Annotated in this window: 10 protein-coding genes; 2 read left to right on the forward strand and 8 right to left on the reverse strand. The window is 56.7% G+C overall.

All coding sequences use genetic code 11. From position 1 onward, the window contains the following. Positions 1-10 precede the first annotated feature (10 nt). The 8 genes from Q31a_RS28835 to Q31a_RS28870 all read right to left on the reverse strand — a co-directional run bounded on the left by Q31a_RS28835 (position 11) and on the right by Q31a_RS28870 (position 12,618). Positions 11-625, reverse strand: coding sequence for an HAD family hydrolase (locus tag Q31a_RS28835; RefSeq protein ID WP_145086101.1), 615 nt, complete (start codon positions 623-625; stop codon positions 11-13). Positions 626-634: 9 nt separating this feature from the next. Beyond that, positions 635-1,966, reverse strand: coding sequence for a hypothetical protein (locus tag Q31a_RS28840; RefSeq protein ID WP_145086104.1), 1,332 nt, complete (start codon positions 1,964-1,966; stop codon positions 635-637). Positions 1,967-2,030: 64 nt separating this feature from the next. Beyond that, positions 2,031-2,972, reverse strand: a complete 942-nt coding sequence (gene cyoE, locus Q31a_RS28845; RefSeq protein WP_145086106.1) for a heme o synthase — start codon at positions 2,970-2,972, stop codon at positions 2,031-2,033. Positions 2,973-3,046: 74 nt separating this feature from the next. Further along, positions 3,047-4,078, reverse strand: a complete 1,032-nt coding sequence (locus Q31a_RS28850; protein ID WP_145086109.1) for a COX15/CtaA family protein — start codon at positions 4,076-4,078, stop codon at positions 3,047-3,049. Continuing rightward, positions 4,075-5,817, reverse strand: a complete 1,743-nt coding sequence (locus Q31a_RS28855; RefSeq protein ID WP_145086112.1) for a cytochrome c oxidase subunit I — start codon at positions 5,815-5,817, stop codon at positions 4,075-4,077. Before Q31a_RS28855 ends, Q31a_RS28850 begins: the two co-directional genes overlap by 4 nt. Next, positions 5,814-6,785, reverse strand: a complete 972-nt coding sequence (locus tag Q31a_RS28860) for a cytochrome c oxidase subunit II transmembrane domain-containing protein (RefSeq protein ID WP_197355886.1) — start codon at positions 6,783-6,785, stop codon at positions 5,814-5,816. The genes Q31a_RS28855 and Q31a_RS28860 overlap by 4 nt, the downstream gene beginning before the upstream one ends. A 65-nt stretch (positions 6,786-6,850) precedes the next feature. Then, the gene (locus Q31a_RS28865; RefSeq protein WP_145086118.1) at positions 6,851-8,170 is read right to left on the reverse strand and encodes a c-type cytochrome; all 1,320 of its coding nucleotides are present in this window, start codon (positions 8,168-8,170) and stop codon (positions 6,851-6,853) included. Positions 8,171-8,493: 323 nt separating this feature from the next. After that, positions 8,494-12,618 carry a DEAD/DEAH box helicase gene (locus Q31a_RS28870; protein WP_145086121.1) on the reverse strand — a complete coding sequence of 1,375 codons (4,125 nt, stop codon included), beginning with the start codon at positions 12,616-12,618 and terminating at the stop codon, positions 8,494-8,496. Between the two features lie 341 nt (positions 12,619-12,959). On the opposite strand from Q31a_RS28870, the gene Q31a_RS28875 reads away from it, so the two are divergent. Together Q31a_RS28875 and Q31a_RS28880 are read left to right on the forward strand one after the other, a co-directional pair. Next, positions 12,960-15,920 carry a PSD1 and planctomycete cytochrome C domain-containing protein gene (locus Q31a_RS28875; RefSeq protein ID WP_145086124.1) on the forward strand — a complete coding sequence of 987 codons (2,961 nt, stop codon included), beginning with the start codon at positions 12,960-12,962 and terminating at the stop codon, positions 15,918-15,920. Between the two features lie 8 nt (positions 15,921-15,928). After that, a complete protein-coding gene (locus tag Q31a_RS28880; protein WP_145086127.1) occupies positions 15,929-17,314 on the forward strand; it encodes a DUF1501 domain-containing protein in 1,386 nt (461 codons plus the stop codon). The last annotated feature ends 207 nt before the right edge of the window (positions 17,315-17,521 follow it).

The raw sequence follows: 17,521 nt of genomic DNA on the forward strand, positions 1-17,521 counted from the left end.
CGGCTCTGGGTCACCGCGCTGAAATTTGCAAACGCTTCAATTCCTCGGACAATTGGGATGACGACTCAAACCGAACCGAGGTGAGTCCCAGTGCCCGCCCAGCTTCCACGTTCCGCAAATTATCATCAATGAAGATCGCGCGGCGCGGGTCGATCGCGTAACGCTCAAACAGCAACTCGAAAAACTCGGGAAAAGGCTTGCGAGTCTTCTCCACGCCGGAAACCAAAATCCCTTCAAACCAGTGCAAGAAATCGTAGCGATCCAAAGCAATGGGAAAGGTCTCTGCCGACCAATTGGTGAGTGCGACCAAGCGATGCCGGTCCTGCTGTCGCAACTGTTCCAAGATATCCACCGTTCCCTGGATAGGTCCTCCAAGCATTTCCTCCCATCTGCCATAGAAAGCGCGAATTTCTGGCTCCCAATCTGGAAACAGACGGACCCGTTCCTCGGTGGCTTGCTGCAACGGAACCCCGGCATCCTGCTGCTCATTCCAATCATGCGTACAAACATGCTCGTAGAAATACTGACGCCGCGCTGCATCGCCTTGGAAGATTGGAGCGAAGACGTAGTCGGGATTCCAATCCACTAAGACGCCGCCCAGATCAAAGATGACTGTGTCGAACATATACTGTCGCTAAAACCAATAGACCCATGAAATCAAAAACTCACCCCAAATGCAGAGCATCCACCAGTATACACCGACTCCCTGCAACACCCTCCAACGCCGCGGAGTGCGCCGCCAAGGCACAAGTACGACGAGCAAAATCAAAGCGGTGAAGACGTGGACGGCGTGCGCAGTGGTCAATAGCAGGCAGGTGGACGCCCACCTCCGCCCTCCAGGAATACAAACCGGCAAACGCAACCAAGGATAATGCCGATTGAGCCCGCCTTGCATGGGTACCAACTGCTCGTGGAACTCCTGCCGTGTCTGAAGCGCCCGCTCCTCGTTCCTTGCTTCCAGCTTGGCCGCTCCCGCCGATGTGGCAAGCATTGCCGCTCGCGCATAATCTTCCTGACTGCGATCCCTGTGCTCTTTCGGCATCTCCTCTTGGACTTGGCGTGCACGGTGCATTGCCTCGACCGCTCGCTTCTCATCCGCATCTGCGGCCCGCTGCCGTTGCTGCGTGAGTTGAAGCGATTCTCGAATCCCCTGCAACTCCAGTGTTCGATAGTGTTCGGCGACCTCTCGCTGTGCGGGTAGGCCAGAAATATCGAATGCCAGAGTTGTCATGGCCATCTGCTGCACAGCAGCATCCGCTTGCTTACCGACCACATCCTCAGTCCATCCCACCGCTCCACTGAGCAACGCACTCACGACAGCCTGACGTTGGCCTCGCATGTCAACCTCCGCCGCCAACTTCGCAAATTCTGTCCGAACCGAGGAAGCCTCAGTCGATTCGCGATGCCCTTCTCGCTCCACAACACTCTCTGCAGGGCTAGACAGTTGCATCTCCAACTCCCCCATCCGTACCGTGGCTTCACTCAACTCCGCATTGAGTTGCGTCAAACGCTCCTTGACTGCCGACAAGTACCTGGTGTCGGGCCGATCGTACAAAACGCGTTGAGCGGCATTGGCTATGAGATTATGAGCCCACTGATTGTAGGACTCGGCCCCTCGAGTCCCTAAATAAAGGCTCCCCAGCAGCAATGTCAAAGCCAACCAACCCCGCGTTGCAGCAACGGCCTCCCGGCTTGCGGCGCGTAGCGTGGCCAACAGGGTCGCTCCAGAACCGAGGAGAGACAGTCCGCCCAACGCACCCATCGCTACCACCACGTGCATGTCGCTTGGATGTGGCCAATCCCCAGAGGGTGAAGCCCACCGCACCCCAACACAACCGGCGACCAAACTGGCTAAGAACACAATCTCCGCAAGCAAGAACAAGCCAAACACTACCCCTCCACGCGACAGCGGCAGGCCTGGCTGAAACTGCAAGTCTGGCGAGTTTGTTTCGGAGGGAGATACCATGCGGATCGCACTGGTGCGTGCTACCTAAAACCATGCGTGTATGCGACCAACAAGCGTCCGGTCGTTAGCGAATCCAGTAGGACAGCAGGATCAACAACATCGTCAACGGTAGGTGCAACAGACTCACGTGCAACATGCGGCGAGCCGTTTTCATATCTGGTGCCCGCACAAAACGAATGGCGGCTACCGTTTGCCACAGAGCGACTGCTACCGCACAAACCGTCAACAGACTGGCGAATAAACCAACCGGTGGCACGGACAACACCGCCAGCACGATCAGCGCCAACGATCCTAAAATGGCATGCCAAGCAGCACCTCGCCCAGAGGGATCGGTGACTGTAATCATCTTGTAGCCAGCCGCCGCATACTGCTCGCGGTACATGTAGGCAATCGCCATAAAGTGGGGAAGTTGCCAAGCCACCACCACGCCCAACAGAATCCAGGCGCGAACATCGATGAGCGATCCCTCCGCCGCCGTCCATCCCATCCAAACCGGCAATGCCCCGGGGAGAGTGCCAACCAATGTATTCGTCCAACTCAACATCTTGAGCGGCGTGTACACCCAGACGTAGAGTCCCCAGGTAGCCAAGCCGCACCACATCGTCGGCAAATTGACGAACACTGCTAAATAAACGGAACCCACCAGCACTAGGACCCAGCCCATACCTGCCGCTTGACTAGAGGCCACGTTCCCACTCGGTAGCGGGCGACGGCAAGTGCGATTCATCACCGCGTCGCGATCCCGCTCCAGCCACTGGTTCATCACACTGGCGCTCGCCGCCACAAGTGCTGTCCCCAGACAGGCATGGAACGCAACCCACATGGAGACGGAATTGCCAGCAGTGACCATCGCCATAATGACCGTTACCAGGATCATGACTAAGATCCGTGGCTTGGTCAATTCAATATAGTACGACAGCCGACCACGCGCCGCTGGGCTGGCCACAGCACCTGCGACCGACCCGAGTACGACTGGCGAAGAACCTGCCTGATTTGTAGTTTCCACTTTTACATTCACCTTAGTATTCAAGACGTGGTAGCAAAACGCTCACGTCCAACATTGGCTCGCACTCAGCGCATTCACCGATGCTTGCTTAACGCACGCGAAACAGCCTCCGAAGCCAATATTGCCCCGTAACGCTTGGTGGAGGAACGCCAAGCTCGCAACGCCGTCAACGTCGCCAAACTAACAATCAACGAGCCGGTGGCCATATGGGCCGTCACAATGAAACTCTCCCAATAGCCCTTAGCTAGAATCGTATAGCCTGCCAACGATTCTGTCACTTCCGGCCACGGTAACGCATAGTTTACGACCCAAGTCCCAATTCCCAAAACGATTTGTACGAGCACCAACAGGGCTAGGACGTACACCGGCCGCCTAACGGCTCCCGGCGGAAGACGCGACAGACCGACTACGGCAAATAATGCCACCGTTAACAGGAAGACTAGGGCCGCCAAACTCAAATGAGTGTGCACATACCCCATAAACGCCCGGTTGCTCATCGCCCCCGTCACATGCCGCAATTGGGCCCCCATAACGAGCTGCAAGTAGCTAATAACCACTAGGCTGGTAGACAATCTTACTCCCCACGGACCTGTCCGGCGTGGTGCCCCTAGCTCGCGGACGCGCCACCAACGCGAACTCATGACCGCCGTGGCCGTGGCAATTGCGAAGAACAATGGCCCGGTGCAACCATGGATCATGGCAAACGTACGTTGATCGAACAGGACGCGAGCCCCCCCCAAAGCCCCTTGGGCGATGATCGCCAACAATACGCCAGCACACCACCAGCGGAACCACCGTCGCTGCTCCCAAGCCCAAGCCGCTAACAGCAGCCCTATGGACAAGAACCCCGCCAAGGACGCGAGCAGCCGATGGCTATGCTCGACGAGCAGGTCAAAGGGGCCGTACAACCAAGTCGAAGCGGGGTAGGCGAACATATTCCAACCGTAGGTCCCCGGCCAATCGGGGACAGCCATCCCAGCATCGTAGGTCGTGACGAGTCCCCCCACCCAAATCAAAGGGAAAACGGAAATCGTCAAGACCACGGCTAGAGCGTGAACGATCCGACTGTAGCTGTTGGAACTCTCGTGAGTATCGATCTTGGTCACCCCATCACCTCCGGTGCCTCTGAGTGTGCAACCGTTTCCAGCCCGCCCTGCCCACTGGCCAAACGCCCGCCGGGCGGTTCCGTCTGTGGCTGAAAGTCGCGTGGATGGGCTGGATTACCGTACTGGTACGCCCCTCGATAAACCCACGGCTGGAAGTCGAAATTGCCGCGGCCTGGGGGACTAGGTGCAGCCCACTCTAGGGTATTGCTATTCCAAGGATTGCGCCCCACCCGTTGCCCCCAGAATACACTGCAAAGGAAGTTGAGGATGAAGATCAACTGGGATGCCATCGTCGCCAGTACACAAATTGCGATCACGCGATTCAGCGGGAGAATCTGCGTCGACAACTCGTAACGGTAGGAGTCCACATACCCTCTCGGCAGACTGCCGCCCCCTAACAAGTGCGTCGGAACGAAAGCACCTTGGAGAAAGACAAAGGTCAATGCAAAGTGGACTTTGCCCCAAAACTCACTCATTTGCCTACCGAACATCTTAGGGAACCAAAAATAGATACCCGCAAAAAAAGCCATCGCCATCACACCCGCCAAAGACGCCATGCCATAAACTCCCTGCGAGTAGGCAGTCTGCATCCCAACATTGGGCGTGGTTAGTATTCCCCAAACTGCTGCCAGCCCCCCCAGCGTAAACAGGGAAATAAACCCCAGCGCAAACAGCATGGGCGTTCGAAATTCAATCCGCCCACCCCACAGCGTAGCCAGCCAATGAAAAACGTGCACTCCGCCTGCGACCAACATAGCACCAATTGCGATGCCCAACGAAAATTCGCCGATTCGGCTCTCTCCCCACACAACTACACGCTGCACCACAACCAACACCCCCAAGCTCGCGATGCTCCAACTCAATAGCACTAATGCCCTGTAGCCGAACAACGATCTCCGTGAAAAAGTGGCGATAACATCACTGATCATTCCCAGCGCCGGCAAGAAGATGATGCCCAGCATCGGATACGCAAGAAGCTCATTCAACTCCTGCCAATGCAGTGGTTGCCCACTCTCTGCATGTCTCGCAGCGCTATTCGAAAAATAAGAATCTGCCCAATAAAAGCTCGTCCCAAGCAAGGCATCCACCAATTGCATCGCCGCACCAACGACCAACACCGGCCAGGTGAAGAGTTGTAGAATTGCCGCCGAGAACAAGCCCCAAACGGTCAGAGGCATGCGAAACAAAAACATCCCAGGCGCACGACACTGTGCAATCGTAGTGATAAAATTGACCGACACCATCAGCCACGCAAGGCCTGCGCATATCAGGCCCACACACCACAACCATTGCGTCGCTTCTCCAACCGACCATTCACCCAAGATCGATTGCAACCGAATCCAACTCTCGCCTGGAACGGCTACATCATGCAACACCGTGGAATGGGACATCACGGCGTATGGCATCATCGCCTGCGGAACAAGCATGCCCGCTGCGACTAGCAAGAAAGCAGGCCACAGCAGCCAATGAGAAACGAGGCTCAGCGTGGGATACGCCAAATCATCCGCACCGATCATGAGCGGAATAAGGTAGCTCCCCAAGGCGCCCGACAGAGCCGGGATGGCCACAAAATAAATCAGAATCGGCGTTTGTTGAGTCGCCCATGCCAACGTCCCACCCACGAAGAACCAAATCAAACTCGAGAACAAAAATTGCAGCCCCACCGTCTTATGATCCGTGGCCAGCACGTACGTTGTTACCACATCGCGGATTCCCCCTAAAACACGTTGAGCACTCACAGGGCACCTCGCGTGGGGAAACTCAACAAGGTTGGAGCAACTGCTGGCCGAGCATTTGAGACTCCGCCGTTCGCCTCAGGAACATCATTGACTTGCAGAAATGAAACTCCCACGGCAAAGCGCTGGGCTTCTGCGGCGGTTGAAAACTCGCGTTGATACTGCTGCAACTGCAGACGCTGTAGATAGGCTCGATGGTCTTCCGCAGTTTCCACCATCAGTCTGCCTACGACGCGATAGTAGGCCTGTGGACGCTGCTCGCAACACACCACTTCGTAAGCCCCCATTTTCGAGGCGGAAAATCGTGCCAATTGCACCCTTCCGGGGACAAGCTTGCACGTCAATCGCAGTGCAGGCACGCTCAAGTACTGCACAGCCTCCTCCGCTTTCAACGCGACCAGGGACGTCTCATCGACTGGGACATGCAATTCGTTGACCTCTCCCAGCACGTCATCCGTAGTACCGAGCCGCTGATCTTGGCCAGCATACCGAACGCGCCACTCGAATGGGCGTCCCAGCACTTCGTACTGAGGTGATTCGTACTGAGGTGATTGCGGCTGGCCTTCCGCGGCACCAGCTGGACCGCCGCCAGCCGTGCTGAGCCAAGCAGCATTGAGATCCCAGCGAGCTTGGAGGGAAACCGCCAACAGGCCGATTAGAGCCACTGTGGGAACTACGGTCCACACCGTCTGCAGCCCACGATGGCCGTGTATGTAGCGAGCGGGCTGGGGATTGTGGGCCGCGTCAAATTTCCACATCAAACCGAACAAGGCAACTCCTACCGCCACGAATGCCAAACCAACCAGGGCAAATGCCACGACCTGCAAAGCCTCCGCTTCGTCGGCGAGGGAATTGATGTTCTCAGGCAGCCATCGCACAACGACTCCATTACCGGCTAGCCAGCTAGCTAAGCAACACAGCGTCCCCCAGACGGGAACGGCCAAGAACAATAAACTCCAAAATCTACCCAACGCTTTTCCCTTGAAAGTTCGCCGACCCAATGTACACAGAGCCCAATGTACACAGAGCCCAACGTTTACAGAGGTGGCTGCTCTGGTGGAGACGAATCGAATGCGGCCTGCGACAGGGGCTCGTAGGGTAGGCTCAAGATGTAGTTGACTAGGTCCCACACATCCCCCTCGGTCATCCCCTGCGGATTGGCGGGTTGCATGGCCGCAGCTGGCATGGGAGTTCCATCAATGCCGTACACTATCCGCAGATAGAGATCGATGGGCCGAGAGCCTCCGCGATAAACACCCGTTCGCAAATTGCGAGGGAGCGCATGGCGTGGCTTGAGTCCCCCCAACTTCAACATAGGGGCCAAGTCATCTGGCTTTTGAGGGTCAATGCCTACGGAGGTCGTCCACTCCTTCGTCCACTCGTCATAGTCGCCGAGCTGCCCGTCCCCCACAGCGGTCGCACCGTGGCAGGTCGCGCAATTGGCAATCTTGCCATGGTAGAGCTCGCGTCCATGTGCCACAGAGTCGGCGAGTCGCTGTTGCATCTGCGACGTCCCGTTATTATCGCGGCCCCACAGCGGATAGTCATCCGGGGGCCCCTCCACGACTACCGCTTCATCGTTGGCCTCCAGCCAACTATCGGCCACGTCCACAACGCACCCCTGAATCACCTCCCACTGCGAATCGAAGGCAGCTGGATCGGTCACTTTGAGCGCCGGATCGTAGAGCCGCTCGCCCGCTTCAAAATCGAGCTCAAAGGCAGCTTCGTCGATCAGCTTCCGCTCCACCTCGCCGCGGATCGAAAGATAGATCAAGTAATCCAACAGCGCTTCCAGATCCTCCTGCTCAAGCAGACGAAAGGATGGCATGCTGGTCCCCGAGACGCCTTCATGCAATGTCCGCCACAGGTCGGAACGCGTGGGTTTCTTGCCCAACGGTGTCGATTTGAATTTCACCTTCCCCATCCGAAAATCACGGGGATAGGGATTCAAGAAACGGGAGGTCGGGCCGAGTCCATCTCCCGTCACTCCATGGCAATACACGCAATGCTCGCGGTACAACCCATAATGCACGTCATCCTCATCGCTCCGAACCGGCCCAGCGGCGCGCTGCAAACGCTCCGGCAACACCAGCTCGGAATAGGCTGGCTCAGCTTGCAGCATCTCAGGCCATTTGGGCTCATCGGGGGTTCCAAACAGCTCGGTCAGCACGGCTTGGACATCCGCCTCTGCACGCGGCAGCTCAACCCCCTCGACCAACTCCATTCGTTTGAGATAAAGCCCGTTGGGCTCAAACGACGCAATGGGCGCGTCACACCCCGCGACGGAAAGGATCGATACGAGGACGCAACTAAGCAACCAGCAGCGGCAGTTCGTGGGTACTTCAAACCGATTCATAGGTACTAATGTTCAGTATTGCAAAGATTCACAGTCAACCCCTAGTGAACCAGCAGAAGCCCTAAATAGCAACGCGAAATCGACTAGGGCAAACCGTCGCATTGCATTCCCAAGCCCCCGCCAGCCCCACGGAGTGACATGCTCGATACCAACACGCCCCTCTTCGAAAATAGCAATCGGCCTTGAAACTCCCCGCGATTCGCTCAAGCCCCCAACGAAACCTCATACTGCTTACCGCCGCGAAGCTGCGATCGGCTGTACCGGCGGTTGAATTCAGCTAGCGCGCAGCTGCGCGGCACAAATCCAACCCGAATTAGGGGGGCTTAGCCACGGATTAACTTCAGCAGCTCCTCGGTGGTTAGCTTGCTGCTGCGATCGCTGCCCTCTAGTAGACTGTCGGCTAGGTCGCGTTTGGTAGCGTGCAATTCCAAGATATGCTCTTCAATCGTGCCAGCCAATATCATGCGATAGATGGTTACTGGGCGTTTCTGGCCAATTCGATGCGCGCGATCAGACGCCTGATCCTCAACCGCTGGATTCCACCAGGGATCCAGATGGATCACATAATCGGCAGCGGTTAGATTCAATCCAGTTCCGCCCGCTTTGAGACTGATCAGAAAGACATCGCCCTCCCCCGCTTGAAACGCATCGACGCTTTTCTTTCTCGCGGCGGCGGGCGTGCTGCCATCGAGGTACTGGTAGGAAATCTTTCGTTCATCGAGTGCTTCGCGCACGAGGCTTAAGTGGCCGACGAACTGGCTGAAAATCAAAGCCCGGTGATTCCCCTCCCGCAACTCGCCAATCGTTTCGAGAGTCTGTGCCAGCTTGGCAGATTCGACGGTCGACGCGGGCGCCACCAATTTCGGGTGACAACAGGCTTGGCGCATCCGCATAATCTCACTTAAGACCAGCAGGTGTTTAGGCTGATCGTCTGCCGAGTCCGCCAATTTTTCGATCGCCCGCTGCCGCAGCGCTTCATAGAATGCAGATTCCTCCGCACTCGGTTCAATCCGCAGGGTGACCTCAGTGCGTGAAGGCAATTCGGTCAATACTTGAGCTTTGGTGCGGCGGAGGATGAAGGGGGCCACGAGCCGCTTGAGCCGCTGTCGAGCTGCTCGGTCGTGATCGCGTTCAATGGGAACAGCAAACCGCTCCTGAAAACCTTCCGCACTGCCCAGCAATCCTGGGTTAATGAAGTCCAGCAGACTCCACAGTTCGCCGAGATGGTTTTCCATCGGCGTACCGGTCAGGATGAAGCGGCAGTCGGCCACGAGCCGCTTGGCAGCTTGGGAACGTTTGGCGGCTGGATTTTTAATCGCCTGAGCCTCATCGAGAATCAGCGTGGCAAACTCCGTTTTTCCAATCGGTAGAGACCGCGCCTGCAACAATCCGTAAGAGCAGAGCACAACATCCCCAGCAGCGAGCGACCCCAGCAATTTGCTGCGATTGGAGTCGGCCAGGATGTGAGGGCGAAGGGTGGGCGCAAAGCGAGTAATCTCATCCTGCCAATTATGGATAACCGAGGTGGGTGCGACGACCATGGCTGGCCCTTGGGAGGCGCGTTGGAGCAACAGGGCGATCGCTTGCAGTGTTTTCCCCAGCCCCATGTCGTCGGCCAGGCAGCCTCCCACGCCCCATGCCGCCAAACGCATCATCCAGTGGACACCTTCGCGCTGGTAGTCTCGCAACTCGGCTTGTAATGTTGTAGGAATTTCGAGGGGAATATCGTCGGCACGCTTCATCCGTTCAACGCATTTCTTCCAATGCGTGTCCGATTTGACTTTGACCTCTCCGAAATCTTCAAACAAACCGGCGTGCACAGCCGCGAACCGCAGCTTCCCCTTCGCCGAGCGTCCGTCACCAAAGGACCGCAAATCTTCGATCCTTGCCCGCAGGTTTTCGGTTAGCGCCAAAAACCGCCCGTCGTCGAGTCGCAAGAAGCGGCCTGACGAGGCAGTCACCAAATCAATCAACTTCATCATATCCAGGCTAAGTTCGCGATCGAATTTCAGCTCTCCCGAAGCTGCAAACCAATCTCGATCCCGGCGAATCTGAACTCGCAGCATCGATTCGGTTGCCTGTCCAGCCAACTGCAACGACTTACCTTTAGGCCAGTGCAGCGAGACTTCGTCTGCCTGCTGGAGCGTTTCTAGTTCTAGGATCGATTCCAAAGCCTCGAATGCAGTGGGAAACACCACGGTCCAGCTGTCGGTCATGTGCGTGGCCAAGACGGGACATCGATCGAGAGCGCTCTGAGCCTGCTCCTGCTCACGGGGCAAGTCTCGGTTGGCCGATACGGAATCACCGTTGATGGTAGCGAATAACGTCCGGGCGCCCTCACCTGGACGGCACGAGGGGCCCGCGTCGCCAAAGGGGTGAACATAGAACTCTGCACGCAGTCCCTCTCCGCTCGGCAGTAAGTGCAAATGCAGTCGGGGGCTGCCTTCGACCTTCTTCGCTGCGGCGAAGGTTGCGGACTCTCCGCCCCCCACCTCGGCTTTACCAGCCTGCAGATCCCCGATTTCCGAGTGCACAGTAACCACCGAAGTCAGGCGCGTCATCACTTCCAAAACTTTCTCCGACGCCGACACGGGCACCTGCAAGCCGTTGCCCAACATGCCCTGCAATTCGAGATGCGGTGCGTCGTACATGGTCAACGCGATCTGTCTTGGGCCGGTTTGCTTGATTCCCACCCCACCACCTCTGGGCGGACTAGGTTGCAGAGCGATCTCAATTTGCTCGTTGCCCACATCGCGCACAACCAAACGCACCGGACTATCAATAATCTCCAGCGGCTGCTCACGATCTTCCGGGGTATAGATCCGCGGATGCCCGATCAGTGCACGCGCGGCATATTTCGTCTCAAACTCGCAATACTCTACCGGGTAACCGTAGGACCCCCTTTCGGTCCAACGACGAAGTGCTTGGCACAGGGCCTGATCCTGTGGGGTCAAAAACGAGAACGCTGGCTCGCTGTACTGTTGTTGCAGACGCGACAGAGCGATCTTGCGTCCCTTCGACCACTTCGAGCCTTTGCGAACTTGATGAAACACGTCCAGGGTAAAATTGGTCGCATTGTACCTCAGCTCATAAACCAACCGATCAGTAGGCTCATCACTGGCATCCGCTGACTGGCTGGCCGCTGGACCACCACCGAGCCGCGTTAGCGCCTCCAGTGTCAGCGCCCAGGCTGGTTCCGGCTTGACGAACTCAATTAGACTCGCCGTTCCCAACTGTTGATGCAATTCTTGCGAAAGCTCTCGTTGCTGGGAGGCTGTGGCGAGTTGTGAGCGTCCGGCCAATCCGCAACATTCTGCGGCGAGCCACAGGCAGCCCCCCGCCCGCAGGCCGCTGCCTGCCTCGACGAGCCCACTGATACCGCTCTCGATGTCCTCTTCTTGAGTCAACCAAGCCTGCAGGTAGCCCGCAACCCAGTGCTGCAGCGGCGTTTCGGCGAGCAGATTTAGATCCAAGACCAATTTGCTCGGCTCGTTGGGTGATTGCATAAAACTCAGTGCCCGTTCGATCATCCGAAACGTCCCCAAGTACGGAGTGCGACCGCGCTGCGCCAGACTGGCCGCTTGCGATGCCTTATCGACTTTCAGGCTATGGGCTGGCGAAAAAGCGGATAACAACGCCAACAATGACGGCAAGCCACCAAGTCTGGTGAGCGTCTTTTTCGACTTGCGATTGGAGAGTGTGGCGGAAAGCAGTTCGAACGCTTGGTCCCAATCCCCCTCGAGCAACCGCAAACAGCCCTCGACATCTCGAAACGGCACGCGTTGGGTCAAAACCAACTTTCGTAGCAGTTCGAGATTCCCCGAGGCGACCGCCCACTCCAACAAGGCTGGTAAAAAATCGGTGTGCAGCTCCGCATCACTTTCTACCAAGGCGGCGAGTCGCTCGACTGGCAGGGGCTCGGTCTTGCCGAAGGCTATCCATCTGGGAATTGCGAATGCGAAGTACTTCTGCTGAAACTCCGCCGAGAGCCCATCAAAGGCGGCTTCCTCGAACGGGAACAGCAAGGGAACGCATCCGGGAACCAAGTCGGACACGTACCGGTGGAACTTATCCGCGTCTTGCCGATAGAAGGACATGTAGAAATCGAGGAGGTCATCCCTGCGACTCCATAAATGTGCGGGCTCAGCGATCGCCGCAAAGTCCTCGTAATTCTCCCTGCGCATCGCATCGCGAATCAGCAAATCAAATAGCGGAGCGACCGGCTTCCGAGTCGACGGGTCGACCAAACCAATCCTGACCCATTTTATCATTTGCAAACGGACAAAGTCTTGCGTCAATGGCAAGTCGGAGTCGTTGCACACCGCAAGCTTCTGGGCCAACTCCCAAAGATCACGATAGCTGTGCGTGGAGTGTTTGAAGACCAGTAGCTGCAGGAGCGTTTGGGATGTCTGGTCCAGATTCTGATATTTTTTTAGGTATTGTTGCATGACCACACAATCTAGCGTTTCCTATATATATTGTTGGCGCGAACTGGTGGTGCAACGCAAGAAATTTATTTGCCGGCCGTGGGGGATGCAGCACATTCACCAGCCATTCCACCGTGTCGAATCCCTGTTTCAATCGGCCGCGACGCGGTAACGCTGGGCCGCTACCTCCAGGAATAGTATCCTGCAGCTGAGCGTCCGCAGGCGAGAGCCGACTCAAACGACCGCTGGCTCACACTGGAATTTTGGGGATTCCACACTGCCTCAATCCAAAATTTGCCAATTGATATCGGTTATGATAATACCGGTCTCGATCCAGCACATGCCGTAATTAATGCCGCTCCATGCGTCCTTTCGCCCTCCCCCTATTCTACCTCCCTACGTTTTGCGTCTGCCTTTTCGCAAATTTTGTGGCGGCAGAAGAATCGAAGGATTCGACGAGCCCCTGGACTCTGTCACAGGCCGGTGGCGTTTCCCAGTGGTTTGAGATTCGTGGGACCGGAACACGCAACAATCCACTGAGACGCAAGCTGGACCAAACGTTTGTAGGCGATCAGTTTTTTGTGCAGTTCCAACTCCGCTACGACGCAGCCAGTATCGATACACCGCTAGATGGAAATGGTGAATTCTTTGTTCTATGGATCGACGAGCAAGATGGTGGCGACGGCGCAGGACACAACGGCGGTATCCCCAATATTGGCATTCACGTCAATAAAAACAAAAACGCTTTCATGGCGAGGTTCTCCTCTGCGTCGGAATCCTTCAGCGAAATCGAACTGGAAGGCAATCGGGTCTACCGCGTCCTGGCTTGCCTCTCCCGCTCCCAAACAGAGGCAGGGACGGGGCATCCATACGACCAACTGAGGGTTTGGATCGATCCCAAGATCACTGAAGAGGCTAAACCAGCGATTCGCTTGTCGGGCAAGAACGCAATTCAAGCCATCAATTGGATCGGTTTCTCAAGCGGTGGGAAAACCGAGCCGAATGATCGAATTCTGGTTTCGGAAGTCTCACTCGCATCCAACTGGTGGGAAGCCTTTGGTTTGCCGCCGCGGGTCAACTTGGATGCCCAACCGGCGCCACCCAGGATGCCCGCAGCGGCCCTGACGGTTGATTTTGGCACACAGGTTTATCCGATTCTGCGTCAGCATTGTTTTGACTGCCACAGCGGCGAGGACTCAGAATCGGGAGTACGTCTGGACTCTTACGATGAACTCCTCAATCAGGTGTCGCCACGCAGTGCCTCATCCAGCCACCTGATTACCCTGATCGAATCTTCGGATCCAGCGCTCCAAATGCCACCACCGGACGGCATCACACCTCCGATCAGTAGCCAGCAAATCGCCCTATTGCGGCGGTGGATCGATGAGGGCGTGACCTGGGATCACCAACTCCTGCCGGCCCCTACAATAAAGTCCACGCACTGGGCGTTTCAACCGCTCACCGTGCCCGAGATCCCCACCACCGCCCCAGGTGCGACAGTCCGGTCTCCCGTGGATTGCTTTATTCTCCGCGAGCAGGAGAACCAAGGAATCGTAGCGGGTACACGGGCCGACTGGCCGACGCTGCAGCGGCGAATCGCAATGGACCTGACGGGCTTGCCTCCATCGGCCTTTCCGGAACTGGAGCGAGCGAACAGCCACGAGCAACTCGACCAATGGATTGAGAAACTACTGTCATCCCAGTCTTATGCGGAGCGTTGGGGGCGATACTGGCTGGACCTGGCGAGATGGGCGGAGAGCAATGGACACCAGCACAATCGCTTCCGTCCCCACGCTTGGCGTTACCGCGATTACGTCATCGACAGTTTTCGGACCGACAAACCGTACGATCTTTTCATCCGCGAACAGCTTGCGGGTGATCAATTACCAGCCGCATCCCAAGCCCTTCCAGCAACTGGATTCTTAGCGGCAGCTCGTTACAGCGGGAATGAACTCGACAAAGAGATTCAACGAAACGACATCCTGGTCGACGTGGTGAATACGACAGCTCAGACGTTCCTAGGGTTGACCCTAGAGTGTGCCCAATGTCACACGCATAAATTTGACCCGCTCACCATCCGAGATTACTACCGTTTCCAAGCCTTCTTCACTCGTGGCCAGCCGGGTAATTTGCTGCTAACCCAGAATGCGCTCGATGCCAAGTTGTGGACCGACATTCGCCAACAACTCCTCGATGCGGTTCACGCGCGATTGGTCGAGCAAAAACGCCTCGCCGGTGTCCCGGAGCCGATCCTGGTCATCCCCACAACGGTCGTGGCCAACATGAACTCCGACGAACGCCAAGTCTACCAAGAACTTGAGGCTGCGATCTCCGCTGCTCCTCAGGTTTGGGGCTGGACCGAGGCGGACAGTGAGACCATTACGACTCCCCATGAAATGCGTTGGCCATTGCCCAACGATCGTGAAGCCCTCGGTAACCTTAAAACATTTGTGCGAATTCGCGGTGATGTAAAATCAGCGGGTCCAGAGGTCCGCCCCGGCTGGCCGATCGCTTTTGGCCCGACTCCTGAATCGGTCGACTCCCGCACCGACTTAGCCCAGTGGCTGGCGTCCCCTGGCAATCCGCTAACGGCTCGCGTGTGGGTCAATCGCATCTGGCAATGGCACTTCGGTCGCGGAATTGTCGAAACATCCGGCGACTTCGGTACTCAAGGCACGCCCCCCACTCACCCAGAATTGCTCGACTGGCTCGCCAATGAATTGATCGAAAGCAACTGGAGCACTCGGCACATTCACCAACTGATCTTGCAATCAGCAACCTATCGGCAGTCAGCCTCTGTATCGAGGTCGAATTTCGACCTCGATCCCGACTGCAAAACGATTTGGCGGTGGACCCCACGCCGGTTGGAGTCGGAAGCCATTCGAGATTCGATCCTGGCGGTCGCTGGAAAACTGGAAGCATTCAGTGGAGGACCAAGCACCCCGGAGAGTCCTCAGAGCGAGACGTTTCGGCGCAGCGTTTATCTGGAGCAGCAACGGGACCATCTTGCGGAATCCCTGACACTCTTCGATAGCCCTCCCGCGCTTTCCACTTGCTCACGCAGACGGACCTCGACCGTTAGCCTGCAACCACTGTATTTGATGAACAGTGAATTCATGCAAACCATGAGTCGAGCTTTTGCGGACCGCGTGCGGCGAACAGCGGAGCAAAACCGTTATGCTGCAACAGCCTTACGTCTCGCTTTGGGACGCGACGCAACCGCAGAGGAGTTGGAAAAACTCGATGATTTCTTAAAGGAGAATTCCTTGGAATCCCTCTGCCTAGCCGTCCTGAATCTGAGCGAATTTCTGTACGTGAATTGAGTAAATCCATGAATACCCTCTACGCGATCGATCGCAGGCAGTTCCTGTACGGCGCAGGTATCGGCGTCACCGCAACGGCTCTCCCCAGTATGCTGAGCGCAGCGGAACTGGCCCCCACCGCCCTGCATCATCCGCCGACAGCCACCAATGTGATCTTGCTGTTCATGTCAGGCGGCCCCAGCCAAGTGGATACGTTTGACCCGAAACCGGAATTAGATCGCCTCGAGGGAAAGAACGTTCCCGATAGCATTGCTGCAGCGATCCCCAAAATTAAGCGTGCTGGTGTCAAAAACCTAATGCGTTCTCCTTGGAGATTTCAGAAGTATGGCGCTAGCGGGATCCCTGTTTCAGACTTGTTTCCACAGGTCGCTAAACATGTTGACGACCTGTGCGTGATTCGCTCCATGCAGCATAACAATCCAGTCCATGGACCTGGTGAGTGTGTCGCACTAACAGGAACCTCTGCAGGGGACCGTCCCAGCATCGGAAGTTGGGCGTTGTACGGACGAGGCACGGCAAATGAAAATCTTCCAGCCTTTATCTCGATGAATCTACACTCCGACGGGATGCAGTATCCGCAAGGTGCGGGATGGGGCTCCGGTTTCCTACCATCAGGCTTCCAGGGCACGGTCGTCGATCCCTCTCAAGGAATCCGACACGTCGCAATGCCACCTCAAACTACCGAAGCAGGGCGGCGACGCCAATTGGATCTGATCCATTGGTTCAATGAGCGTCACTTAGAGCAAGCTGGCGAAATGAGCGAACTCAAGGCTCGTCTGGACTCCTACGAAACGGCGCATCTCATGCAAACATCTGCACCTGACTTATTTGACACGTCAGGCGAGACGCAACACACGCATGATCTCTATCAACTGGAGAACCCGCGCAGCAAATCGGTGGGACGGGCCTGCCTGCTCGCACGACGCATGGTTGAGCGAGGTGTCCGCTTTGTCCAGATTCGGGTCGGTGGCTGGGATGCCCACGGCAACATCAAAGCCAATCACGAGAAGATGGCGGCCCGCACCGATGGCCCTATCGCCAGCCTTCTGACCGACCTTCGGCAGCGAGACCTGCTCAAATCCACGCTGGTTGTTTGGGCTGGCGAGTTTGGCCGCACGCCTACCATGGAAGGCCGCGGGAAGGGACGCGATCACTCCCCCGCCGGCTACACGACTTGGCTTGCCGGCGGTGGTACCCAAGGTGGAAAAATCATCGGCGCGACCGACCCGCTCGGCTATGTCGCAGTCGAACGTCCTGTGTCTCCGCATGATTTCCATGCCACCATCCTGCACGCTTTGGGTATCGACGCAAATCGTTTAACCTATAACCATCATGGGCGTGACGAAGTCCCCACGGTCTTCGGCGGCGAAGCGGTCAAGGAAGCGTTCGCATAATGGGGCCTAGTGCATTGTCAAGACTAAGAATTAGGGTTTAGCGAGCGTTCGGAAAAAGGTGTCCGACACCAAAAGTGCAAAGCACCCGAAGGGCCGTTCCGGATTTTGGTGTCGGACACCTTTTTCCGGGCAACCCGAATTTCCGGGCAACCCGAAAATTAAGCTTGGACAATGCACTAGGCTTTGCTGACGCTTCGTTGAAAAGTC

Origin of the sequence: Aureliella helgolandensis (assembly GCF_007752135.1) — a bacterium.
In the GTDB taxonomy this organism is placed as follows: Bacteria; Planctomycetota; Planctomycetia; order Pirellulales; family Pirellulaceae; genus Aureliella; species Aureliella helgolandensis.